This is a genomic window from Rhodoplanes sp. SY1 (assembly GCF_046000175.1).
GTDB lineage: Bacteria > Pseudomonadota > Alphaproteobacteria > Rhizobiales > Xanthobacteraceae > Rhodoplanes.
This window is the reverse complement of sequence record NZ_JBEOMB010000069.1, coordinates 1-23306: the sequence shown is the minus strand read 5'-3', so window position 1 is coordinate 23306 and position 23306 is coordinate 1. Positions and strand designations below refer to the sequence as shown.

General features: G+C 70.4%; 18 protein-coding genes and 1 tRNA gene. 9 read left to right on the top strand and 10 right to left on the bottom strand.

Annotated features, from left to right (window positions below; genetic code table 11):
• Window positions 1–42: 42 nt before the first annotated feature.
• Window positions 43–1893: a dihydroxy-acid dehydratase gene (gene ilvD / locus ABTU92_RS18515; protein WP_408093115.1), complete on the top strand. Its 1851-nt coding sequence runs from the start codon at window positions 43–45 to the stop codon at window positions 1891–1893.
• A gap of 48 nt (window positions 1894–1941) precedes the next feature.
• On the opposite strand, the gene ABTU92_RS18510 is transcribed toward ilvD, so the two are convergent.
• Window positions 1942–2940 carry a VOC family protein gene (locus ABTU92_RS18510; protein ID WP_408093114.1) on the bottom strand — a complete coding sequence of 333 codons (999 nt, stop codon included), beginning with the start codon at window positions 2938–2940 and terminating at the stop codon, window positions 1942–1944.
• 781 nt (window positions 2941–3721) lie between these two features.
• Between ABTU92_RS18510 and ABTU92_RS18505 the strand changes: the two genes are divergently transcribed.
• A complete protein-coding gene (locus tag ABTU92_RS18505) occupies window positions 3722–4978 on the top strand; it encodes a YeeE/YedE family protein (protein WP_408093113.1) in 1257 nt (418 codons plus the stop codon).
• A gap of 429 nt (window positions 4979–5407) precedes the next feature.
• Here ABTU92_RS18505 and ABTU92_RS18500 read toward each other — a convergent pair whose 3' ends face one another.
• The 3 genes from ABTU92_RS18500 to ABTU92_RS18490 all read right to left on the bottom strand — a co-directional run bounded on the left by ABTU92_RS18500 (window position 5408) and on the right by ABTU92_RS18490 (window position 9526).
• Entirely contained in the window at window positions 5408–6703 is a 1296-nt protein-coding gene (locus ABTU92_RS18500) for an MFS transporter (protein WP_408093112.1), read from the bottom strand.
• A 123-nt stretch (window positions 6704–6826) separates the two neighbouring features.
• Window positions 6827–8044, bottom strand: a complete 1218-nt coding sequence (locus ABTU92_RS18495) for a mandelate racemase/muconate lactonizing enzyme family protein (RefSeq protein ID WP_408093111.1) — start codon at window positions 8042–8044, stop codon at window positions 6827–6829.
• Between the two features lie 63 nt (window positions 8045–8107).
• A complete protein-coding gene (locus ABTU92_RS18490) occupies window positions 8108–9526 on the bottom strand; it encodes an MFS transporter (RefSeq protein WP_408093110.1) in 1419 nt (472 codons plus the stop codon).
• Window positions 9527–9801: 275 nt separating this feature from the next.
• Here ABTU92_RS18490 and ABTU92_RS18485 point away from each other — a divergent pair, with 275 nt between their 5' ends.
• The 3 genes from ABTU92_RS18485 to ABTU92_RS18475 all read left to right on the top strand — a co-directional run bounded on the left by ABTU92_RS18485 (window position 9802) and on the right by ABTU92_RS18475 (window position 15361).
• Window positions 9802–10605: an AraC family transcriptional regulator gene (locus ABTU92_RS18485; RefSeq protein ID WP_408093109.1), complete on the top strand. Its 804-nt coding sequence runs from the start codon at window positions 9802–9804 to the stop codon at window positions 10603–10605.
• Window positions 10606–10649: 44 nt separating this feature from the next.
• Window positions 10650–11573, top strand: a complete 924-nt coding sequence (locus tag ABTU92_RS18480) for a glycine reductase (protein WP_408093108.1) — start codon at window positions 10650–10652, stop codon at window positions 11571–11573.
• Between the two features lie 176 nt (window positions 11574–11749).
• Complete coding sequence (locus tag ABTU92_RS18475) at window positions 11750–15361, top strand: hydantoinase B/oxoprolinase family protein (RefSeq protein WP_408093107.1); 3612 nt, start codon at window positions 11750–11752, stop codon at window positions 15359–15361.
• Window positions 15362–15485: 124 nt separating this feature from the next.
• Here the strand turns inward: ABTU92_RS18475 and ABTU92_RS18470 are convergent, their stop codons facing one another.
• Window positions 15486–16382 carry an NAD(P)H-binding protein gene (locus ABTU92_RS18470; RefSeq protein WP_408093106.1) on the bottom strand — a complete coding sequence of 299 codons (897 nt, stop codon included), beginning with the start codon at window positions 16380–16382 and terminating at the stop codon, window positions 15486–15488.
• A gap of 246 nt (window positions 16383–16628) precedes the next feature.
• Here ABTU92_RS18470 and ABTU92_RS18465 point away from each other — a divergent pair, with 246 nt between their 5' ends.
• Window positions 16629–17003: a winged helix-turn-helix transcriptional regulator gene (locus ABTU92_RS18465; protein ID WP_408093131.1), complete on the top strand. Its 375-nt coding sequence runs from the start codon at window positions 16629–16631 to the stop codon at window positions 17001–17003.
• Between the two features lie 79 nt (window positions 17004–17082).
• On the opposite strand, the gene ABTU92_RS18460 is transcribed toward ABTU92_RS18465, so the two are convergent.
• Window positions 17083–17167: transfer RNA gene (locus ABTU92_RS18460), tRNA-Leu, on the bottom strand.
• 125 nt (window positions 17168–17292) lie between these two features.
• Here ABTU92_RS18460 and ABTU92_RS18455 point away from each other — a divergent pair.
• Window positions 17293–18057 (top strand): flavin reductase family protein, encoded by a 765-nt coding sequence (locus ABTU92_RS18455; RefSeq protein WP_408093105.1) that lies wholly within the window; start codon window positions 17293–17295, stop codon window positions 18055–18057.
• 27 nt (window positions 18058–18084) lie between these two features.
• On the opposite strand, the gene ABTU92_RS18450 is transcribed toward ABTU92_RS18455, so the two are convergent.
• Together ABTU92_RS18450 and ABTU92_RS18445 are read right to left on the bottom strand one after the other, a co-directional pair.
• Window positions 18085–19077 carry a hypothetical protein gene (locus tag ABTU92_RS18450; RefSeq protein ID WP_408093104.1) on the bottom strand — a complete coding sequence of 331 codons (993 nt, stop codon included), beginning with the start codon at window positions 19075–19077 and terminating at the stop codon, window positions 18085–18087.
• A 78-nt stretch (window positions 19078–19155) separates the two neighbouring features.
• Window positions 19156–19677 carry a hypothetical protein gene (locus ABTU92_RS18445; protein WP_408093103.1) on the bottom strand — a complete coding sequence of 174 codons (522 nt, stop codon included), beginning with the start codon at window positions 19675–19677 and terminating at the stop codon, window positions 19156–19158.
• A 259-nt stretch (window positions 19678–19936) separates the two neighbouring features.
• Between ABTU92_RS18445 and ABTU92_RS18440 the strand changes: the two genes are divergently transcribed.
• Entirely contained in the window at window positions 19937–20230 is a 294-nt protein-coding gene (locus tag ABTU92_RS18440; protein WP_408093102.1) for a hypothetical protein, read from the top strand.
• A 218-nt stretch (window positions 20231–20448) separates the two neighbouring features.
• Here ABTU92_RS18440 and ABTU92_RS18435 read toward each other — a convergent pair whose 3' ends face one another.
• Window positions 20449–20805 carry a DMT family protein gene (locus tag ABTU92_RS18435; RefSeq protein ID WP_408093101.1) on the bottom strand — a complete coding sequence of 119 codons (357 nt, stop codon included), beginning with the start codon at window positions 20803–20805 and terminating at the stop codon, window positions 20449–20451.
• A 351-nt stretch (window positions 20806–21156) separates the two neighbouring features.
• Here ABTU92_RS18435 and ABTU92_RS18430 point away from each other — a divergent pair, with 351 nt between their 5' ends.
• Window positions 21157–22011: a hypothetical protein gene (locus ABTU92_RS18430; protein ID WP_408093100.1), complete on the top strand. Its 855-nt coding sequence runs from the start codon at window positions 21157–21159 to the stop codon at window positions 22009–22011.
• A 20-nt stretch (window positions 22012–22031) separates the two neighbouring features.
• On the opposite strand, the gene ABTU92_RS18425 is transcribed toward ABTU92_RS18430, so the two are convergent.
• On the bottom strand, window positions 22032–23093 hold the full coding sequence (locus ABTU92_RS18425; protein ID WP_408093099.1) for an NnrS family protein: 1062 nt from the start codon (window positions 23091–23093) through the stop codon (window positions 22032–22034).
• Window positions 23094–23306: the final 213 nt, after the last annotated feature.

Sequence of the window (23306 nt, the reverse complement as noted above, 5' to 3'; positions counted from 1 at the left end):
CCGGCCGGCCCTAAAAAATCACCAGACCGCGCGAGGTTCGACATGCCGCAGTACCGCTCCCGCACGACCACGCACGGCCGCAACATGGCAGGCGCCCGCGGCCTGTGGCGGGCGACCGGCATGAAGGACGCCGACTTCGGCAAGCCGATCATCGCGGTGGTGAACTCCTTCACCCAGTTCGTGCCGGGCCACGTCCACCTGAAGGACCTCGGCCAGCTCGTCGCCCGCGAGATCGAGAAGGCCGGCGGCGTGGCGAAGGAGTTCGACACGATCGCGGTCGACGACGGCATCGCCATGGGCCACGACGGCATGCTCTACAGCCTGCCGTCGCGCGAGCTGATCGCCGACAGCGTCGAGTACATGGTCAACGCGCACTGCGCCGATGCCATGGTGTGCATCTCCAACTGCGACAAGATCACGCCCGGCATGCTGATGGCGGCGCTGCGACTGAACATCCCGGCGGTCTTCGTGTCCGGCGGGCCCATGGAGGCCGGCAAGGTCGTGCTCGGCGGCAAGACCAAGGCCGTGGATCTGATCGATGCGATGATCATGGCGGCCGACGACCGCCAGAGCGACGCCGACGTTCAGGTGGTGGAGCGCTCTGCCTGCCCGACCTGCGGCTCGTGCTCGGGCATGTTCACGGCCAACTCGATGAACTGCCTCACCGAGGCGCTCGGCCTGTCGCTGCCCGGCAACGGCACGCTGCTCGCGACCCATGCCGATCGCGAGCGCCTGTTCGTCGAGGCCGGTCATCTGATCGTCGACCTCTGCCATCGTTACTACGAGCAGGACGACGCCACCGTGCTGCCGCGCAACGTCGCGACCTTCGAGGCGTTCGAGAACGCGATGGCGCTCGACATCGCGATGGGCGGCTCGACCAACACGGTGCTGCACCTGCTCGCCGCCGCCCAGGAGGGCGAGGTGCCGTTCACCATGCAGGACATCGACCGGCTGTCGCGCCGCGTGCCCTGCCTGTGCAAGGTCGCGCCTTCGGTCGCCGACATGCATGTCGAGGACGTGCATCGCGCCGGCGGCGTGATGGCGATCCTCGGCGAGCTCGATCGCGCCGGCCTGATCGACGCCTCGGTCGGCACCGTGCATACCAAGACGCTCGCCGAGGCGCTCGACCGCTGGGACGTCGCGCGCACCACGTCCGAGAGCGTGCAGACGCTGTTCCGCGCCGCGCCCGGCGGCGTGCCGACCCAGGTCGCGTTCAGCCAGGAGCGCCGCTGGGACGCCCTCGATCTCGACCGCCAGACGGGCGTGATCCGCAGCGCCGAGCACGCCTTCTCCAAGGACGGCGGCCTCGCGGTGCTGTTCGGCAACATCGCGCTCGACGGCTGCATCGTGAAGACGGCGGGCGTCGACGCCTCGATCCTCACCTTCACGGGCAAGGCGAAGGTGTTCGAGAGCCAGGACGCGGCCGTGGAAGGGATTCTCGGCGGCGCCGTGACGCCGGGCGACGTGGTGATCGTCCGCTACGAGGGCCCGCGCGGCGGCCCCGGCATGCAGGAGATGCTGTATCCGACCAGTTATCTGAAGTCGAAGGGGCTCGGGAAGGTCTGCGCGCTGGTGACGGACGGCCGCTTCTCGGGCGGCAGCTCGGGCCTGTCGATCGGCCACGTCTCGCCGGAGGCCGCCGAGGGCGGCGCCATCGGCCTGGTCGAGGACGGCGACGCGATCGAGATCGACATCCCGAACCGCAAGATCCATCTCGCGGTGAGCGACGAGGAGATGGGCCGCCGCCGCGCCGCCATGGAGGCGAAGGGCGACAAGGCGTGGCAGCCGGCGAAGCGCGACCGCAAGGTCTCGGCCGCCCTCCAGGCCTACGCCGCCTTCACGACCAGCGCCGCCCGCGGCGCGGTCCGCGACGTGAAGCAGGTGCGACGCTGATCGCCGGGCGACGCGACGCCCTGCGGACATCGTGCCGCGGACGCCTCTTCACCTCTCCCCGCGCGCGGGGAGAGGTGACTCGCGCCGCCCTCGCGACCCTCGCGCCGGCGGGGTGCCGTGCGTGTGGAAGCTCTCGATCGTCTTGAGACCCCAGGCCTGGCCCTTCAGGCGCTCGGTTTGGGTCCAGGTGACGGTCTGCCAGTCGGGCGCCAGGATCAGGCGCGCGCCCGCGTTGGCGAGCTCGACGCGGTTGCCGGCCGGCTCCCAGACATAGAGGAAGAAGGTCTGCTGGACGGCGTGCTTGTGCGGCCCCGTCTCGATGTGGACGCCGTTCTCCAGGAACACGTCGGCGGCCTGGAGGATGTGCTCGCGCTGGTCCACCGCGTAGGTGACGTGATGAAAGCGGCCGCGCGCGCCGGTGGCGTCGCGGGTGTAGGCGACGTCGTAGGACTTGTTGTTGACCGTGAACCAGCAGCCGCCGACCGTGCCGTCGTCGAGCACGATCTGCTCGGTGACGCGGCTGCCGAGTGCCTTCGGCACGAAGTCGCGGATCGCGGTGACGTCGGTCGCGAGCAGATTGAGATGGTCGAGCCGGCGCGGTGCGATCACCCGGTTGGGCACGCGCTGCGCCTGGTTCTTCAGCGCCGGCTTCTCCTCGGGCGGCGGCACGTAGCGCCGCGTCTCGTAGTAGATCTCGAACACGTGGCCGTCCGGATCGTGGAACCGGTAGGCCGGGCCGTGGCCGAGATCGCCGTCGCTCCAGCCGAGGCCGCAGCCCAGCGCCTCGATGGCGGCGACGCGGCGCGCCAGCGCCTGCGGGCTCGCGGCCCGGTAGCCGACGTGACGCATGCCGGTGGTCGGCGCCGCGGTGAGCTTGAGGGTGTGGAACTCGTAGTCGTCGAAGGCGCGCAGGAAGACGCTCTCGCCCTCGCGGCCGCTCTCGGAGAGGCCGAGCACGCGGGTGAAGAAGTCGAGACTCTCGTCGGGCTTGTCGGTCAAGAGCTCGACATGGCCGAGATGGGCGATGTCGAAGATCGGCTCGTCCATGGGGGATCCTCGAGACAGAACACCGTCCGGCACGGCGCCGGACGCGACCTCAGGATAGGCGCCCGGCGGGGCGCTGCAACAGCCGAGAACTTTGGCAAAAAGTGCGAGATTCGAATGACTTCTGCCGCACCGCAGCAATAACGGTCCGGGTTTCTGCGAGTGGTCCCTAGTGCCTTCGGGTGTATTCTGAAGGTCCATACACCCGGTCAGCCGGCGTGTACGATGATCTGCCCTCGGTCCGGGTCGGCAACGGCCCACCGGGGGCGGTTTCGTTTCGGGCCGGTCGCCTGCGCGGCGCCGCCCCTGACGCGCCCCTGCGCCGATCGATGCCGACGATCAATGCCCACGATCAATGCCGACGATCGAATGACCCCGGACGTGAAACGGGCGGCCGTGAGAACCTCTCATCGACCGCCCGTAGCGCATCACGCCGCACGCGCCCGCGAAACGAACGGAGCGCCCGGGTGACGGTCTAGGAAAACCGGGCGGACTCCACTTTGACCTGGATCATTGAACCGCCTCTTCGGCGGCCGGGGCGGTCGACTTTTCCCGGGCCGGACTCGCGAGGCAATCCGCACGGATAGGCGCACCTGCCGACACGGATGAGCGCGCGAGTGAGCCGCACCGCAGCCGCCGCGGGCCGGACCGCCGGGGAATCGTCTTCTCCCGGCGGGCGGCGAGACGACAACAGCCTTGTCGCGAATCATCGTCCCGGAACACGCATCTCGTTATTTCTCCCGGCCCGTTGACGGTCCCGGCCGGCCGGCTCCAACTCGGCCGCATGACCATGATCGCCGACACCTCGATCCACACCGCATTCGACACCACCGCCGCGCCGGAGACACCCCGCGCGACCGACGACATCGGCGCCGTCGGACGCCGGGGGCAGCCGGTCGTGACGGCGATCGCCGCGACCGTCCTGGCGCTCGGCGTCGCCTGGCTCGCGAGCGTCTCGGGCTGGCGCTTCGCCGCGCTGTGGATCGTCGGCGCGCTGTTCGGCGTCGCGCTCTATCACGCCGCCTTCGGCTTCACGCACGGCTTCCGGGTGCTCTTCACCGAGCGCCGCAGCGCCCATGTGCGGGCCCAGATGCTGCTGCTCGGCGCCACGGTGCTGCTGTTCTATCCGCTGCTCGCCGCCGGCGGCGTCCTCGGCCAGCCGGTGCGCGGCTTCGTGTTCCCGGCCGGGCTCGAGGTGGCGCTCGGGGCCTTCCTGTTCGGCGTCGGCATGCAGCTCGGCGGCGGCTGCGCCTCCGGCACGCTCTACACGGCGGGCGGCGGCTCGACCCGCATGCTGGTGACGCTCGCCGCCTTCATCGTCGGCGCCACGGTCGCGACGGTCACGTGGGAGCACTGGCACGTGCTGCCGAGCCTGCCGCCGATCGGCGCCGTGCAGACGCTCGGCCTCGCGCCGGCGCTCGCCGGCACGCTCACGATCCTCGGCCTCGTCTGGTGGGGCGCGGCGCGCGCCGAGCGGGCCCGCCATGGTCGCGTCGAGCCGATCTTTCGTCTCCCGACCGGTCCGGCGTCGTGGGTCAAAGGCCCCTGGCCGTTCGCCGCCGCGGCCCTCGCCATCGCCGTGCTCGAGCTTGCCACCCTGCTGATCGCCGGCCGGCCGTGGGGCATCACCCAGGCCTTCGCCCTGTGGGGCGCGCACGCCGTCGACCGCCTCGGCCTCGACGATCCGACCTTCTGGGCGTTCTGGGAGGAGCCGACCCGGGCCGACGCGCTGCTGCGGCCGCTCGCCGCCGACATCACCACCGTGATGGATGTCGGCCTGATCGTCGGCGCGCTCCTCGCCGCCGGCCTCGCCGGCCGCTTCGCCCCGACCCTGCGGGTGCCGCTGCCGCATCTTCTCGCCGCGGTCGTCGGCGGCCTGCTGCTCGGCTTCGGCGCCATCATGGCGACCGGCTGCAACATCAGCGCCTACGTGTCCGGCATCGCCTCGGGGAGCCTGCACGGCTGGCTGTGGATCGCCGCCGCCCTGCCCGGCAACTATGTCGGCACCAAGCTGCGCCCGCTGTTCCGGCTCGGCGCCTGAACGGCGCGCGCGACGCCTCCCCTGTAGCCTCGCGGTTCGCTGCGCTGCCTCGGTCAAGGCCTCGTGTCCCGGGCGCGGCGCATCGCGCCGCGAACCGGGACCCAGGGGCGATCAAGCGAGGCGCTCCGGACGACGTTGTATTGCCGTGCGGCCCGTCGTGCGGATCCTGGGCCCCGGCTCTGCGGCGCATCAGGCCTGCGGCCTGCCGCGCCTTGTCCGGGGCACGAGGCCGAGCACCGAGATCGTCGTGACATTTTCGAAGGGTGCGCAGCGGCCCCACCCGTAGTTCATTCTTGACGACACGAAAACGGCCCGGGCCGAGGCCCGGGCCGCGCGGCGGAGTGCCTTCCGCCGGTCGCCGCCGGAGACCGGCGCTCGCTTCGCCGGCCCCCCGGGAACGGCGATGTCGCCGCGGACAGTGTCGCCGCGTCAACGTCCCTTGATGGTCAGAATCAGGGTCGCGATTCCGCCCACCACGGCGCAGCCGACCAGATAGTACAGGCCGCCCGCATACGAGCCCGTCGCCGAGATCAGGAAGCCGATCGCCACCGGGGCGAGCGACGAGAAACCGTTGCCGAGCCCGTTCATGATACCGGCCGCCGTCGAGATGCCGCGGCTCGGCACGATGTCCTGCATCAGCGTCCAGGCCGCCGGACCGCCGAGCCCGATCGAGCCGACCCCGAAGGCGAGGAAGATCGCCGCCGTCATGTTGTCCGAGGCGTTGGCGGCGAAGTAGATGCCGATGCCGACGCCGACCATGGCGAACAGGATGACGGGCGCGCGCCGCCCCATCATGTCGCACAGGACGCCGGAGATGATCTTGGTGACGACGCCGAGAATCCACGGCAGCGCGGCGAGCGCCCCCATGGCGGCCCAGGAGAAGCCGCGCGCCTCCTTCAGATAGCTCGGCACCCAGGTCATCGAGCCCCAGATCACCGAGGTGTGGACCACGTAGTACACGACCAGGAGCCAGAACTGATAGTCCTTCGCGAAGGACTTGAACTTGCTCCACAGCGTGTCGTTCGCATCGGCCGGCACGGCGGCCGCCTTGGCGCGCTCGACCGCGAGGCCGGCCTCGATATGGTCGATCTCGAGCTGGTTGATGCGCTTGTGGTCGCGCGGCTTGTCGGCCGTGAAGAACCAGATCGCTGCGAGCGGAACGAGGCCGGCGGCCGCCAGGATGAAGAAGCTCGACCGCCAGCCGGTGAGATGGATGATCGCCGTGAACAGCGGCATCGCCACGGCCGGCGCGATCGCCATGCCGGTCTGCCACACGGCGTTCGCCTTGCCGCGCTCGTCGGGCCGGAACCACTCCTTGATGTACTTGCTCTGCATCGGGAAGTGGAGGCCCTCGCCGAGGCCGAGGATGACCCGCGAGAACAGCATCAGCATGAAGGTCGGCGCCAGGCCGCCGATGACGAGGGAGATGCCCCACATCACCACGGACAGCGCCATCGCCTTGCGCGGTCCGAGGAAGTCGCCGATCGGCGCCAGCACGACGTTGCCGACCCCGTAGGCGATCAGGAACAGCGTCATCAGCAGGCCCTTCTGAACGGCCTGCCCGGTGATGCCGAAATAGTCGAGGAATTCCGGATCGACGACCAGGATCGAGACGTTCACCCGGTCGATGTAGGAGAAGAAGACGACGAGCAGCAGGATGCCGGCCAGCACGTGGCGCTGATGCGTCGGCCTGGCTGCCTGGTCGATCGCGACCGAAGTCGACATGACGAAGCCCTTCTGATGTTCGGGTATGGGCCGCCGCGCGGCGCCGCCGCGGTCCGGAACGATCCGGACGGGCGGCGCCGGCGGACGTGGGTCCGGCCCGGCGACGCCGCCGGGCCGGTCTGATCAGCTCATGTACTTCTTGGAGCGCGTCACCGTCACCTTCATGCACTTCTCGATCGTCTCCGGGGTCGGCTCCTGGCCGATGCCCGGCAGGTCCGGCACCTTGTACTTGCCGTTCACCGGCTGGTAGTCGTACAGGCAGGTCGCCCGGCTCTCCGGATTGAGCGCCCGCTGATGGTGCTCGTGGATGATGAAGTTCGGGATCACGGCCTCGATCTGCAGCGCCGCCGCCTTGGAGATCGGGCTGCCGCAGACGTGGATCTGCACGGCGCAGTCGTAGGTGTTGGCCATGTCGCAGATCTTCTTCGCCTCGGTGAGGCCGCCGCACAGGCACAGATCGGGCTGGATCACGTCGATCGAGCGGTCCTCCAGGAACGGTCGGTAGCCCCAGCGCGTGTAGATGCGCTCGCCGGCGGCGATCGGCATCTTCACGGCCTTCTTGATCTCCAGCATCGAGCGCGAGTTGAGCGGGTGGCAGGGCTCCTCGTAGTAGAAGATCCGCAGATCCTCGAGTGCCTGGCCGATCTGGATCGCCGAGATTGTGTCGGTGTTGGCGTGATGCTCGAGGATGATGTCGAGATCCGGTCCGCCGGCCTCCCGCATCGCCGCCATCCGGTCGTAGACGGTGCGGATGACGCGGTTCTCCAGCGGCCCGGTGATCTTCCACGGCCCCTTGCCGTCCGGCCGGTCGGAGAAGATGATCGGGTCGACCTTGATGCTGTCGTAGCCGTCCGCCATGGCGACGCGCGTCACCTCGGCGTAGTCCTCCGGCGTGATCAGCACCTGCTTGTCGAGCTTGGTGCCCCAGTTGAACTGGAGCTGACTCGCATAGGTGCGCAGGTCGTCGTTGGTCTTGCCGCCCATCAACTGCCAGACCGGCATGTTGAAGGCCTTGCCCTTCAGATCCCACAGCGCGATGTCGATGCCGGAGATCGCGGCGTTGACGACGGTGCCGCCGCCCATGCCCCAGAAGGTCTTGCGGAAGATGGTCTCCCAGATCTTCTCGATATTGAGCGGGTCTTCGCCGATGATCACCTCGGCGAAATCCTGCACCATGCCGAAGCCGGCGCGCCAGCCCTTGCCGTAGGCGAGGCCGACCTCGCCGAAGCCGCTGATGCCTTCGTCGGTGTTGACCCGCACGATCACGGGCGACCAGTCTCCGCGCGAGGAGCCGGCGTTGCCGCTCGGCATCTGCATCACGTCGACGCTGACGATCTTCATGTTGTGTCCTCCGTCTTGGATCAGGATCGGGATGAAGGGGACCGGCCGCTTCGGCGCGGTCCGTCAGGATTTGCGGGGTGGAACCGGGACGGGGACGAGCCCCGGCACGGGCGTGGCGAGGGGAGACGCGGAGGCGGCGCGCGCCGCGGCGAAGCCGCCCCGCTCGTGGAAGCGGGAGAAGACGACGAGGCAGAGCGCGAGGCCGACCATCGGGACCGCGAAGGCGCGGCCGTAGAGGGCGACCGGATCGCCGCCGGCGCCGACCAGATCCGGATGGGCGATCACGACGCCGATCACGTACTGATAGAAGGCGCCGCCGCACTGCAGGAACATGGTGACGGCTCCGACCGCGGCGCCGGCGTAGCGCGGGTCGAACAGCTCCTTGGAGGCGGCGAAGCAGACCACGAAGGCGCCGCCCGAGAGGCCGTACCAGAAGAACAGCGCGCCGAGCATCCAGCCGCTCAGGTCGCCGGTGAAGAGCACCAGCGGCACGTAGGAGAGGAGATGCAGCACGCCGCCGAACAGCAGCACCGGGCGGCGCGCGCCGAACACCTTGTCGGAGAGCCAGCCGGCCAGCGGGCAGCCGATCGTCATGCCGAGCGGGAACAGCATGAGGATGTGACCGGCCTCCGGCTTGGAGAGACCGTAGACGGTGTGCAGATAAGGACCCGCCCACAGCGAGCCGACGCCCATGAAGGTGCCGTAGAACGAGAACACCAGCACGCCGATCAGATAGACGCCCGGATTGGAGAACACGGTGGCGATGGCGCGGCGCAGATCGGCGAGCGCCGAGCCGCCGCCGGCCGCGGGAGCCGACGGCGTCGGCGCGGGCCGGCCGCGCCGCGCGTACTCGGCCGGCGTGTCGACGACGACGAACCAGCAGACGACCGCGGCGACCGCGGTGAGCGCCGCGACGATCGTGAACACGTCACGCCAGCCGATCGCGCCGATCGCCGCGGTGAGCGGCGCGGTCGACAGGAGCGCGCCGATATTGCCGAAGGCGAGCAGCAGGCCCGAATAGGTGGCGAGCTCGTCCGGACCGTACCAATCGGAGAAGATGCGCAGGGCCGCGACGTACACAACACTGACGCCGAGGCCGATCACGAAGCGGCTCGCCGCCAGCGTGCCGATGTCGGAGCCGAACGCGAAGGCGAGGCCGGCGAGCGCCGCGATCAACACGAACACGGCCATGGTGCGGCGCGCGCCCCAGCCGTCTGACAAAAGGCCGGACGGGAACACGGCGGCCGCATAGGCCCAGAAGTACATCGACGCCATCAGGCCGAGTTGCGCCGGATCGAGCCCGAGCTCGCCGGCGATGACCGGACCGACCACCACGGGCGCGGCGCGGTGGAAATAGGAGATCACGTAGGTGAAGGCGATGACGACGAAGATCAGCGCCCGCCGGCGCCGGATCGGCGCTGCGAGCAGTGCTGACCCGCGTGCGTCGCAAGGCGGTTCGGCGGTGGTGGAACGGAGGCTCATACGGAATGCTTGCGGATCTGCTGCGGTTCGTCCTGAAGGCGACACACCGCATAAGGAGAGTTACGGAGAGCGCGATGGTGGTGCTTTGGCGGGCTACATTCCGATGGTCCTGCTGATCGCCGCGCCGATGGCGTCGGTGATACGTGGTAGCGCGATCCGTAGCAGGGTAACGTTGAGGACGCGGCGCGCCTTCGATATCAGGACGAAGACTATCGACGACCTGCCAATCTCGCCGACCGGCCATTCTCTCCGATCGGCCATCGCTCCGATCTGCCATGACGATCAGAACCGACGACTGGATTCATCTCCAGGTGCCCGAGCTCGACGGGCTGCCGCGCCCCATTATCGTGCGCTCGCAGCATCTGCCGAAACGTCATCTGTTCCCGCGTCATTCGCATCGCTGGAATCAGTTCCTGTACGCGACGTCGGGCACGATGTTCGCCGCGATCGAGAACGCCTGGTACGTGATTTCCCCCGAGCAGGCCTATTGGGTGCCGACCGGCGTCGTCCACATGACAGGGGCACTGCAGGACGCCGAGTTCCGCAGCCTCTACATTCGCGACGACGTCGCCGCGCAGCTGCCCCGCGAGAGCATCGTGTTCTCGGTGACGCCGCTGATGCGCGCCCTGATCGTCGAACTCACCGAGCTCGGCCGCGCGGGCGAGCAGAGTGATTACGTCGAGCGGGTCGAGCGTCTGATTCTCGATCAGATCCTGCGGCTGCCGAGCGAGAGCTTCCATCTGCCCTGGCCGCAGAGCCCGATGCTCCTGAGAATGTGCCAGGAGCTGTTCGACAACCCGTCCGACGAGCGCGGCATCGAGGCGTGGGGGCGCGAGCTCGGCGCCTCGCCGCGCACGCTGCATCGCCGCTTCGAGCGCGAGGTCGGCATCGGGCTTCGCGAGTGGCGCAACCGGCTGCGCGTCTTCCGCGCCATCGATCTGCTCGGCGCCAGCGACAACATCACCGAGATCGCGCTGGAGCTCGGCTACAGCACGCCGTCGGCCTTCACCTACATGTTCCGCCAACGGATGGGTTGCGCGCCGAGCGAATGGCGTCGCACAATCCGCGCGACGCAGTAGCGCGGCCGGCTTCTCGGGCGACGCCGCGTCGCCCGCGAGGCCCGATGACCGAGAGTTTCCTGGACGTTCAGAGCGACACGCCGATCGGCTACATGGCGCGCACCCGCGCCTATTATCTCGCGCTCGGCTACGACACGCCCTATGTCTGGGCGCATCACGACGACGTGCCGTTCACGCCGCTCGCGCAGCCGCTGGCGCAGTCGCGCGTCGCGCTGGTGACGACGGCGGCGCCGTATCAGCCCGACAAGGGGCCGCAGGGACCGGGTGCGCCCTACAACGCGGCGGCAAAGTTTTTCACGGTCTATTCGGGTGACGCCGCGATCGATCACGACGTGCGCATCGCCCATGTCGGGATCGACCGGCGCCACACCAGCATGGAGGACTCCGGCACCTGGTTCCCGCTGCCGCGCTTGCGCGCCGCCGCGGCGGACGGCCGGCTGCGCCTCGCGCCGCGCTTCCATGGGTTCCCCACCAACCGCAGCCATCGCCAGACCCTCGAGGTCGACGCGCCGGAACTGTTCGGGCGCTGCTTCGCCGATCGCGTCGACGCCGCGATCCTGGTCGCCAACTGCCCGGTGTGCCACCAGTGCCTGTCGCTCGCCGCGCGACTCCTGGAGGAGAACGGCATCCCGACCGTGGTGATGGGCTGCGCCCGCGACATCGTCGAGCACTGCGGCGTGCCGCGCTTGGTGTTCAGCGACTTCCCGCTCGGCAACGCCGCCGGCCGGCCGCACGACCCGGAGTCGCAGCGGCTCACGCTGGACCTCGCCCTCGACCTGTTGGCGAGCGCGACGGCGCCGCGCACCACGGTCGTGTCACCGCTGCGGTGGAGCGACGATCCGGCCTGGAAGCGCGACTACGCGAATCCCGACCTGCTCTCGCCCGAGGCGCTGGCGCGGCTGCGCGCCGAGGCCGAGGCCGCCCGCCTCGCCGCCCGCGACATCCGCATCGCCGAGACGACGCGCTGAGGCGACCGCCGGGGCGAGCTGGCCTCCGCACGCGATCGTTCCGGCACGGCGCTTGCTCGTCTGGGCGACCTCCGGAAGCAAGACGACGCGCACCGGATCCACCACGACGAGACGGCCCGTAGCCCGGCCGCTGTCACGACCAAGACCATTGCAAGCAGGGTTCGAAGAGAGTTTCGATGAGTTGGGATTTCTGGATCGACCGCGGCGGTACCTTCACGGACGTGATCGGCCGCGACCCGGCGGGCGCGCTGCACGCGACCAAGCTCCTCTCGGAAAACCCCGGCGTGTATCGCGATGCCGCCGTGGCCGGCATCCGCCGGCTGCTCGGCCTCGCGCCCGGCACGCCGATCCCGACCGGGGCGATCGGCGAGGTGCGCATGGGCACGACGGTCGCCACCAATGCGCTTCTGGAGCGCAAGGGCGAGCGCACCGTCTTCGTCACCACCCGCGGTCTCGCCGACGTGCTGGAGATCGGCTACCAGGACCGTCGAAAGATCTTCGCCAAGCAGATCACCAAGCCCGACCAGCTCTACGAGCGGGTGATCGAGGCGGACGAGCGCGTGCTCGCCGACGGCACCGTGGAGCGGCCGCTCGACGAAGTGGCCGCCCGCCGCGATCTCCAGGCCGCCTACGACGCCGGCATCCGCGCGGTCGCCATCGCGCTGATCCACGGCTTCCGTTTCCAGAATCACGAGAAGGCGCTCGCCCGCATCGCGAACGGGATCGGCTTCACCCAGATCTCGGTGAGCCATCAGGTGTCGCCCTTGATAAAGCTGGTCGGGCGCGGCGACACCACGGTGGTCGACGCCTATCTGTCGCCGATCCTCCGCCGCTACGTGGCGCAGGTGTCGGAGGAGCTCGACGTCGCGCGCACCGGCGCCCGGGTGATGTTCATGACCTCGGCCGGCGGCCTCACCGGCGCCGACCTGTTCCAGGGTCGCGACGCGATTCTCTCCGGCCCCGCCGGCGGCGTGGTCGGCATGGCGGCGACCGGCGCGGCGGCCGGTTTCGATGCCGTGATCGGCTTCGACATGGGCGGCACCTCGACCGACGTCGCCCATTTCGACGGCACGTTCGAGCGCGCCTTCGAGACCGAGGTCGCCGGCGTGCGGCTGCGCGCGCCGATGATGCTGATCCACACGGTGGCGGCGGGCGGTGGCTCGATCCTGCATTTCGACGGCGCCCGCTTCCGGGTCGGCCCCGACTCGGCCGGCGCCGTGCCGGGCCCGGCGAGCTATCGCCGCGGCGGCCCGCTCACCGTGACGGACGCCAACCTGATGGTCGGCAAGCTGGTGCCGGAGCTTTTTCCGGCGATCTTCGGACCTGATCAGGACCAGCCGCTGGATGCCGAGGTGGTCCGTGAAAAATTCGCGGCGCTGGCCGAGACGGTCGGCGACGGGCGCAGCCCGGAAGAGGTCGCCGATGGGTTTTTGAGAATCGCCGTCGCCAACATGGCGGAGGCGGTGAAGAAGATCTCGGTGCAGCGCGGCTACGACGTCACAGCTTACGCGCTCAACTGCTTCGGCGGCGCCGGCGGCCAGCACGCCTGCCTGGTCGCCGACGCGCTCGGCATGGAAAGCGTGCTGGTGCACCCGCTCTCCGGCCTCCTGTCGGCTTACGGCATGGGGCTCGCGAGCATCCGGGCGACGCGGTTCGAGAGCATGGGCGTGCCGCTCGACGGCGCCGCCGCCCCGCTGCGCGCGGCGCGTGAAAAGCTCGGCCATGCGTGCTTGGACGAGCTCGCCGGCCAAGGCGTCGCGGCGGCCGACGCGAACGTCGGCGTGACGGCGCATGTGCGCTACGAGGGCACCGACACGGCGCTCGACATCCCGGTGCCGTTCGCGGGCGACACGTTACCCGCGGCCGCCACCGCGGAGATGCGCGAGAGTTTCCTGACGCAGCACGCTGCCCGTTTCGGCTTCGTCGACCGGGAGAAGGTCCTGATCGTCGACGCCGTCTCGGTCGAGGCGGTCGGCGGCGCCGCGCCGCAGTCGGAAGCGACGCTCGCCGAAGAGGCCGGCGACGCCCCGGCCCCGCACCAGACGTGCCGCTTCTTCTCGGGTGGCGCCTGGCACGACGCCGGCATCTTTCTGCGCGCACAGCTGCGGCCCGGACACGTCGTCACCGGGCCGGCGATCGTCATCGAGCCGAACCAGACGATCGTGATCGAGCCCGGCTGGCAGGCCCGCCTCACGGCGCACGATCATCTGGTGCTGCGGCGCGTCGTCGCGAGGCCGCAGACCGAGGCGATCGGCACCAAGGCCGACCCGGTGATGCTCGAGATCTTCAACAACCTGTTCATGTCGATCGCCGAGCAGATGGGCGTCGCGCTGCAGAACACCGCCTATTCGGTGAACATCAAGGAGCGGCTCGACTTCTCCTGCGCCGTGTTCGACGCCTCGGGCGCGCTGGTCGCCAACGCGCCGCACATGCCCGTGCATCTCGGCTCGATGGACCGCTCGGTCGAGACCGTGATCGCCCAGAACGACGTGATCAGGCCGGGCGACGTGTTCGCCCTCAACGCGCCCTACAACGGCGGCACCCATCTGCCCGACATCACGGTGTGCACGCCGGTGTTCGACGCGGCCGGCGAGAGGATCCTGTTCTGGGTGGCGAGCCGCGGCCACCACGCCGACGTCGGCGGCATCGCGCCCGGCTCGATGAGCCCCAAGGGCACGACGATCGAGCAGGAAGGCGTCTACATCGACAACTTCAAGCTGGTCGATCGCGGCCGGCTGCGCGAGGCGGAGCTGATCGCGCTCCTGACCGGCGGCCCCTGGCCGGTCCGCAACGTCGTGCAGAACGTCAACGACCTGAAGGCCCAGGTCGCGGCGAACCAGCGCGGCGCGGCCGAGCTGAACACGATGATCGCCCATTTCGGGCTCGATGTCGTGACGGCCTATATGGGCCATGTGCAGGACAACGCCGCCGAGAGCGTCCGCCGGGTAATCGACCGCCTCTCCGACGGCAGCTTCGCCTACACGATGGACGACGGCTCGGTGATCCGCGTCGCCATCACGATCGACCAGGACAAGCGCGAGGCGACCGTCGACTTCACCGGCACGCAGGCGCAGCGGCCCGACAACTTCAACGCGCCGGCGCCGGTGACGCGCGCGGCCGTGCTCTACGTGTTCCGCGTGATGGTCGACGCCGACATTCCGATGAACGCCGGCTGCCTGCGTCCCGTGCGGCTGATCGTGCCGGCGGGCTCGATGCTGTCGCCCGTCTATCCGGCCGCTGTCGTCGCCGGCAACGTCGAGGTGAGCCAGGCCGTCACCAACTGCCTGTTCGGTGCGCTCGGCGCGCTCGCGGCGGCGCAGGGTACGATGAACAATCTCACCTTCGGCGACGATCGTTATCAGTACTACGAGACGATCTGCTCGGGCTCGCCGGCGGGTCCCGGCTTCCACGGCGCGCCCGCCGTGCACACCCACATGACCAATTCCCGCCTCACCGATCCGGAGATTCTCGAGACGCGCTTCCCGGTCGTGCTGGAGGAATTTTCCATTCGCCGCGGCTCGGGCGGCAAGGGCCGCTGGAACGCCGGCGACGGCACGCGCCGCACGATCCGGTTCCGCGAGACGATGGAGTGCGCGCTGCTCGCCGGCCACCGCCGGGTGCCGCCCTTCGGCCTCGCCGGCGGCATGCCGGGCGAGACGGGCAAGACCCTGGTCCGCCGCAACGACGGCACGCTGGAGGAACTGCCCGGCGCCGCCTCGACGACCCTCGAGGCGGGCGAAGCCATCACCGTGATCACGCCGACCGGCGGCGGCTACGGGATGGGGTGAGGTGTGTTGTCATTCCGGGGCGCCGCGGAGCGGCGAACCCGGAATCCAGCGGCACGCTCGGCATCCGTGGCTGGATTCCGGGTTCGTGAACCTTCGGTTCACGCCCCGGAATGACGGGGGCTCCTCAATGTCCCCCGGTCAGCATCGCCTCGTTCGCGGCAAGCCAGGCGTCGAAGCTCTGCGGCCGGCGGCCCGTGATCTTGAAATAGTCGTCCGTGACATGCGCGAAGCGGCCGGCCGCGGCGGCGGCGTCGAACGAGGCGAAAACGCGGGCGATCGGCTCCGGCACGCCGTGCACCACCATGCCCTGGATCAACGCGTCGACCGTCACCGGCACCACGGCGAGCGGCTTGCCCAACGCCGCGGTCACCTTCGCGGCGATCTCGTCGCGCGTCAGTGCCTCGGTACCGGACAGCGTGTAGGTGTGGCGCCCCGTCTCAGATCCGGCCAGCACGGTCGCGGCGGCGCGGGCGAGGTCGTCGCGGGCGATGTCGGCATAGCCGCCGCCGGCCGCGGCCGAGTACCAGTGCCCCGACGCGAGCGCCGCCGGCAGCGCATGGGCGAGATTCTCGAAGTACCAGTGATTGCGCAGCACCGTGAAGCCGGGCAGCCGGCTCGCCGCCAGCGCAGCTTCAGTCCCGAGATGATCCGGCGCGAACAGGATCGGCGAGTTTTCCGGCCGCGGCATCGACGTGTAGACGACGTGGCGCACGCCGGCCGTCTCGGCCGCCGCGACGGCGGCCTTGTGCTGGGCGAGACGCGCCCCCGGACGATCGAGCGTGTCGGTCGAGATCAGCAGCAGCCGGTCGACGCCGGCGAACGCCTGCTCCAGCGCCGCCGCGTTCTCGAAGTCGGCGGCTCGTACCGTGACGCCCTTGGCGGCATAGTCGGCGAGCGCCGCAGGCTTGCGGGTGGTCGCGACGATGCGGGCGGCCGGCACGGCGAGCGTGCCGAGGAGATGATCGAGCACGCGGCGACCGAGATGGCCGGAAGCGCCGGTGACGAGCAGGGTGTCGGACATGGAAGGCTCCTGGACGGTGGTGCGGAACGCAGCCCTGAGAGTTCGCCTCGAGAGCTGGTCTCGTACAGAGACCTGCTCTATATTGGAGCCTATCACCGCCGGTAAAGACGGCAGCTTTCCGTCACCTGGTCACATGCAGGGAACCACTCTGGGGAACGAGCCATGGCCCGCCGCACCGCCTCACCGCCCCCCGACTGCCACGTCGCTCCGGCCCGCAGTGCCGCCGTCGACACGCTCGTGCGCGTCATGGCCGGCTTCAAGGGGCTCGATCTCGACGCCGCCAACTGTCCGGTGCGCGACGTGCTCGACCACCTCGCCGGCAAGTGGACGACGCTGTTGCTGATCATGCTGGCCGAACGGCCGCACCGGTTCGGCGAGCTGCGCCGCGGCCTGCCCGACATCTCGCAGCGGATGCTGACCCAGAGCCTGCGCGACCTGCAGCGCGACGGACTGGTGAGCCGCCACGTCCACCCGACCGTGCCGCCGAGCGTCGAGTATCGCCTCACGGCGCTCGGCGCCTCGCTGCTGGATCCGCTCGCCGCCCTGATCACCTGGGCCGCCGACAACCACGCGGCGATCCGCACGGCCCGCTCGGCCTTCGCGGAGGCCACGGCGGCATGAGGCCGACGGCGTGATGCGCGGGCGGCCTCCGGGGCGTGCCGACGGCCTGTCGAAGGGGGCTTCTCGGAGGGCGATTTTGTGGTGCCGGTGGTCGGGATCGAACCGACACTCCTCGCGGAACACGATTTTGAGTCGTGCGCGTCTACCAATTCCGCCACACCGGCGCGGCGCGGACTATAGCGGCGCGCCGCGTCGCCGCCAACCGGCACGGAGGCGCTTCACCGGCGGCTCGGCTATGATGGTGCGGCCGGCGAACGCGCCGGCCCGCCGTGCCGCCCCGGAGGCCGCCATGCCCGCCCGAAAGCCTGCCCCCAAGATCGTCCGCAAGATCGCCCGCAAGCCTCCGTCGAGAGCCGCCTCGAAGCCCGCCGCGGCCCCCGCGCGCGCCACGGCGAAGGCGGCGCCGAAAGCCGGCCCCGACGGGAAGCCGGCCCGCTGGGCGACGCCGGCCCGCGCCGCGACAGCGCGCGCCGCCGCCCCGCAGCGGCCGCGCCCGGTCAAGAAGGTCGACCTTCCGGTCGAGGACGTCCGCCGCTTCCTGGAGCCGGGGCCGATCGTGCTGGTCTCGTCGTGCTTCGAGGGCGAGACCGACATCATGACGCTCGGCTGGCACATGGTCATGGGCTTCGAGCCGTCGCTGGTCGGCTGCTACATCTGGAACGCCAACCACTCGTTCGGCCTGATCCGCCGCAGCAAGGTGTGCGTCATCAACGTGCCGACCGTCGACCTCGCCGAGACCGTGGTCGACATCGGCAACTGCTCGGGCCGCGACACCGACAAGTTCGACAGGTTCGGGCTGACACCGCAGCCCGGCGTGATGGTGTCGGCGCCGCTGATCGCGGAGTGCGTCGCGAGCTTCGAGTGCCGGCTCGCCGATGCGAGCCTGATCGACCGGCTCGGGCTGTTCGTCTTCGAGGTGGTGAAGGCGCACGCCGCGCCGGCCGCGATCCGGACGGCGCCGAGGACCCTGCACTACCGCGGCGACGGCGAATTCATGATCGCCGGCGAGACGACCCGCAAATGGCGCCGCCGCTTCCGGCCCGAGATGCTGTGAGAGCGATCCGCTCGAACGGCGAGCCGGTCAGGCGGCGACACGATCGATGATCGGCAGCAGGCGCCGGTGCAGGTGGGCGCCGCGGCTCTTGAGGAAGTTGATCAGCGCCACCTCGTTCTCGTGCAGGACGCCGCGGCGGCCGATGCGGGAGGCTGCCCAGCGCACGTCGTCGTCGTTCGCCGCCGGCGACGGGTCGTCGAACGTGAACGTCGCGTCGCTCGGGCGCGACTCGCCGTCGAGCGTGCCGTGCTCGACCGCGTCCCACACCGCCTCCAGGCTTCCGGCGAGCATGCGCCCCATGAACGCGCCGACGCCCGGGGTCGGCGCATCGAGCCAGGCGGCCCGGCGCAGCGCCTCCTGGCGGGTCGGCACCCGGTAGCCGGCCCCCGCCATCAGGAAGCTGGTGATCGCCTTGGCGAACAGGTCCGACCAGGCGGGATGGTTCTCGGCCTCGGCGGTGGCGTCGTTGATGTCGAACAGGAGCTCCGCCTCGCGCCGGGTGATCGCGATGTTGCCGTCGCCCCCGAAGGCGTAGAGGATTCGCCGCAGCAGCTCGACCTCGGCGGCGTCGATCACGCCGGGCCGCAGCCGGTGGCCGCGGCCGACCGGCCCGTCGCCGGTCAGCACGCCCGCTTCCACCTGCTCGATCGCGAAGCCGACGAGCCGAACCGGGCTCGACTTCGCCTTCTCCAGCACCTTGACGAGCAGCTCGAGCTCGGAGGCGGTGTCGACCCGCCCGGACCGCGCGATGCGGGCGATCAGCCAGTCGGCGTTCGCCTCGGAGACGTAGCCGTGCGGCTCGGCCTGGTTGACCACGTAGTCGACCAACGCCTCGACGAAGAACGGCGCGAAGGCCGGGTCGGCGGTCGGCCCGAGGCGGTCGTTGAGGAGGAACACCATCTCGCCGTCGGCGGCGGTGACGACGCCCTTCCAGAACACGCGGTGGCGCAGCGCCAGCACGTCCGCGGCCGTGATCGCCCCGCGCTCCAGGATGGCTCGGACGGCGGCACTGTCGGGCATGGCGACCCCTCCCGTGATCGGACGGGCGACACCGTGCCAGATTTCTCTTGAAGTTTGACTAAGGCGTGCCGGTGCGCCCTACCGCCGCTTGAGCGTGTAGATGACGTCATCCCAGGCGAACAGCGCGGTGTTGCGGTCGCGGAAGTGGTAGGTGAAGTAGCCGCCGGCGCAGTCGACGTCGACGCTCGGCACGTCGGCGCCGGCCTTGGTCAGGCCGAGGTCGCGGGCGATGCGGTCCTGGCTGCCGTCGGGCAGCAGGCCGCGGAACAGCGCGTCGGTCGGATAGGTGCCGACCTGGTACATGGCACGCTTGCAGGCGAGGCCTTGGTTGGTGGAGACGATCGCGCCGGGCTCGAACGTCACCTCGGTCGCGACCAGCTTGCGGCCCTGCTCGACGAGGGTGCTGCGCTCCTTGCTGCGCACCCACGGGCCGGGCGCCGCCTCGACGATCGACCATTTGCCGATCAGCCCGTTCCGCTCGGCCGCGCCGGTCCTGTCCAGCGTCTCGGTCTTGCCGGCCTTCTCGGCCGCCGAAGCGGGCTGCGCGGCGCCTGCACCGAGCACGAGCGCCGCCACGAGCGTCAGCGTCCAGGTCCTCATCTGCTCCGGCTCCCCCCAGTCGTCAGTCCCCCCGTGGAAGAAAAGCCAAAGCGCGGCAAAATTACGAGCACGCCGCGGCGGCGTCGCGCGCGCTCGCCACGAAACCTGTGACGTGCGCCGCCCGGACCGGGTTCGTTAACTCGCCGTTAAGAGGATGCCTCGCCTTTGCCCGATCGGGGTCGAACGCCCGCCCCGATGTCCCGGTACGAGCCTCCCGCGGCCCGACCGCAGACACACAACCGATCGCACCGGCACGCCCATGACCCCGCCCACCATCGACCGCTGCGGCTTCGACGAGACCCGCGCGTCGCGATTCCCGCGCTTCCGCGCCGCCGTCCTGGCCGAGCTCGTGGCCAGCGTCGCGCTCGTCCTGTCGATCGTCGTGCTGATCATGATGGTCGGGCTGCAGATCGGCGAGGCGGCGCCGCTCCAGCCGCAGCCGTCCGAGCGCGGGCTGCCGATCGCCGGGCTGGTGAGCTTCGGCCTCGTCGCGCTCGGCGGCCTCACGGTGCTGATCGCCGGCCGCGGCAGGGCGCTGCGCCCGCGAGAGTGACGATTTCGACGCGACGGTGAGACTCGTGTCCCGGACGCGATGCGACGCACCGCGAGCCGGGACCCAGGGCGACCCGAAATGGCGCCCGCCGTGCCGCTCCTGGGCCCCGGCTCTGCGGCACATCGGGCTCGTCGCCCGCTGTGCCTTGTCCGGGGCACGCCGCCGAGACCGGGGCGCGCCGTGATATGTCCAACAGCGGGTGCTGAAGAACGTCCCCCTCACCACTTGTGGAAGATGAAGAACGCGCCGACCGCCACGAAGGCGAAGCCGAGCGCGTGGTTCCAGGCGAGTGGCTGGTTGAGATAGAGCCAGGAGAAGCCGGCGAAGATCACCAGCGTGATCACCTCCTGGATGGTCTTGAGCTGGGCCGGCGCATAGACGGTGGCGCCCCAGCGGTTCGCCGGCACCGCGAGGCAGTACTCGATGAAGGCGAGTCCCCAGGAGATCAGCACCACCTGCCACAGCGCCACCTCCTTGAAGCGCAGGTGCCAGTACCACGCCGTCGTCATGAACAGGTTGGAGGCGACCAGGAGGACGATCGGCAGCACATAGGGCGAGGTGACGAAGGACGGCATCTTGCAACCTTTCGGGGGCGACGGCTCGGAGAACCGGCATGGCCGGCCGAGCCGGCGAATCGAGTCGTCTCATCTGATCACGCCGCGACGGAAATGCGGCGCCTCGGCCGTAACGGGGTCGCAATTCGTGCCTAAAGCACTTTTCGGCTGTGCTGAATCGGACCCGACTTCCGCTCGTTCCCGCGAAGGCGGGGACCCAGGGGCGGTACGACGTGTGGCTCTGGATTCCCGCTTTCGCGGGAATGAGCGGAGGGTGGGGTCGACGTCAGTGGAAACCACCCTCCCGTCTCGACCTCGTCGCAAACCGCCGACACCAGCGCGATTGCCGCTCGTCACAACCGCGGAGCCCGCATGCGTCCCCTCCGTCCGTTCCCGACCGCCCTGCTCGCTGCCGTTCTCGCCGCCGGACTCGCCGGTCCGGTGCTTGCCCAGGCCCCGAAGGCCGCACCGCCCGCCGCTACGGCCGCCGTGGCGCCGCGCCCCTATCCGTCCATCGCCGTGACGATGCCGAGGCCGGTCGCGGATCCGAGCTTCGAGGCATTCCGAAAGCAGCTCGGCGAGATCGCCGGCCGCAAGGATCGCGCGGCGCTCGCCGGCCTCGTCGCGAAGGGCTTCTTCTGGGCGGCCGCGCAGGGCGAGAAGGCCGACCGCAAGAAGCCCGGCATCGACAATCTCGCCGCCGCGCTCGGGCTCGACGCCGCCGACGGCGAGGGCTGGGAGGCGCTGGCGAGCGCCGCCGCCGATCCGACCCTCGAGGCCATGCCGCAGAAGAAGGGCGTGTCCTGCGCGCCGGCCGCCCCGGCATTCGACGGCAAGGCGTTCGAGCAGCTCCTCAAGAGCACGCGCAGCGACGTCTTCGACTGGGCCTATCCGGCGCTGCCCGACCTCCCGGTCCGCTCGGGAGCGGGCGCCGAGGCCCCGGTCGTCGAGACGCTCGGCGCCGTGCTGGTGCGGGTCGTCGCCGAGCCGCCGCCGGCCGGCGCGCCCCCGGCCGGCCCGGGGGCCCCGCCGCAAGGCGCGTCGCAAGCCGGCCCTCCGGGCGCCCCGCAAAATCCCGAAGCCGCGCCGCCCCTCAAGGTCGTCACGCCGTCCGGCAAGACCGGCTTCGTGTCGGCCGACGCCGTGCTGCCGCTGGTCTTCGAGCAGCTCTGCTACGTCAAGGACGCGAGCGGCTGGAAGATCGCCGGCTATCTCGGCGGCGAGTGAGTGCCGCGCCCCACGGCGCATCAGGCGCGACGCGGCGCGGCGTCGGACCGCTTCGCCGTCACGGCGGGCCGCAGCAGCAGCGGGCCGTAGACGACCAGGAAGCCCGCATAGGCGGCGATCCAGAGCACGCCGGCGAGCGGCAGCAGCGGCAGCGTCCAGTCCGGCACGAGCACGCTGCCGGCCCGCGCTGCCGCCGCGAGACCGATCGCCAGAAAGATCGCAGTCGATCCGCGCAGCGCCCGCGGCGGCCGGCCGGTGTGGCCGAGGCTCACCCGCGTCATCAGGGCGAGCGTCATCAGGCCGATGCCACCGATCGCCCAGACATGGATCACGGCCGCCGCCAACATCGCGTCGCCGGAGAGCGCGCCGGTGCCGGCGAGCAGCAGTCCGAGCGGCGTCATCGCGGCGCCGAGATGCAGGCTCCAGACCAGCGGCTCGCGGAGTGTTCGTGCCGGCGCCCAGCGGGCCTGGCGGACGACGAGCAGCACGGCGGCGACGAGCAGCAGGCCGCCGGCGGCCGGCGCCGCATCGCCGAGCAGCGGCAGCGCCAGCCAGACGACGAGGGCAAAGAGGCCGAGACCGACCGCCGCCGCGTCGAGCGGGCGCGCCGGCGTCGGGATCGGGGCGCGGCCGGTCTCCAAGAGATAGTCGCGGGTGAACGCCGGGACGATGCGGCCGCCGAGCAGCATCATCTGGGCCGTGACGCCGGCGAGCGCGAGGCGGCTCGCGAACGCGCCGTCGTGACCAGACAGGGCGTCGGCGTGGAACAGGATCTGGGCGACGACCAGCACGGCGAGCGACACCACGGCGGCGGCGTTGGCGACGCTCCGCGCCGCGACGATCTCGTGCGTCACCACGGCGGCGAGGGCGACCGTGAAGGCGGTCGCGACCGCGGCGACGGCGAGCGGGCCGAGTCCTGACAGCCCGGCCCCGAGCGGGCCCGATCCGAGCAGCCCGGCCATGGCGAGCCGGCCGGCAACCCAAAGCGCGACGAGCGCGACAAGCGGCGCCGGGCCGAGCGGCCGCCGGCCGGTCCAGTGCGGCACCGCGGTGAGCAGGAACCCGGCCTGCACGGCCGGCACATAGCCGAACAGCAGCTCGTGGGCGTGCCAGGCGGCGCGGCGGCCCTGCTGCGGTCGGCGGGCGGGCGGCCGGAGCGCGGCGAAAGAGACGCGAGAGACACGGAGAAGACCACCGACGGCCGCCTTACGTATTTATGCGTCATCAGCGCAAATTATAACCATAGTTTTGAATCGTTTCAGAAGTCGATACTTAGTTTTCATTGTTTCTAAACT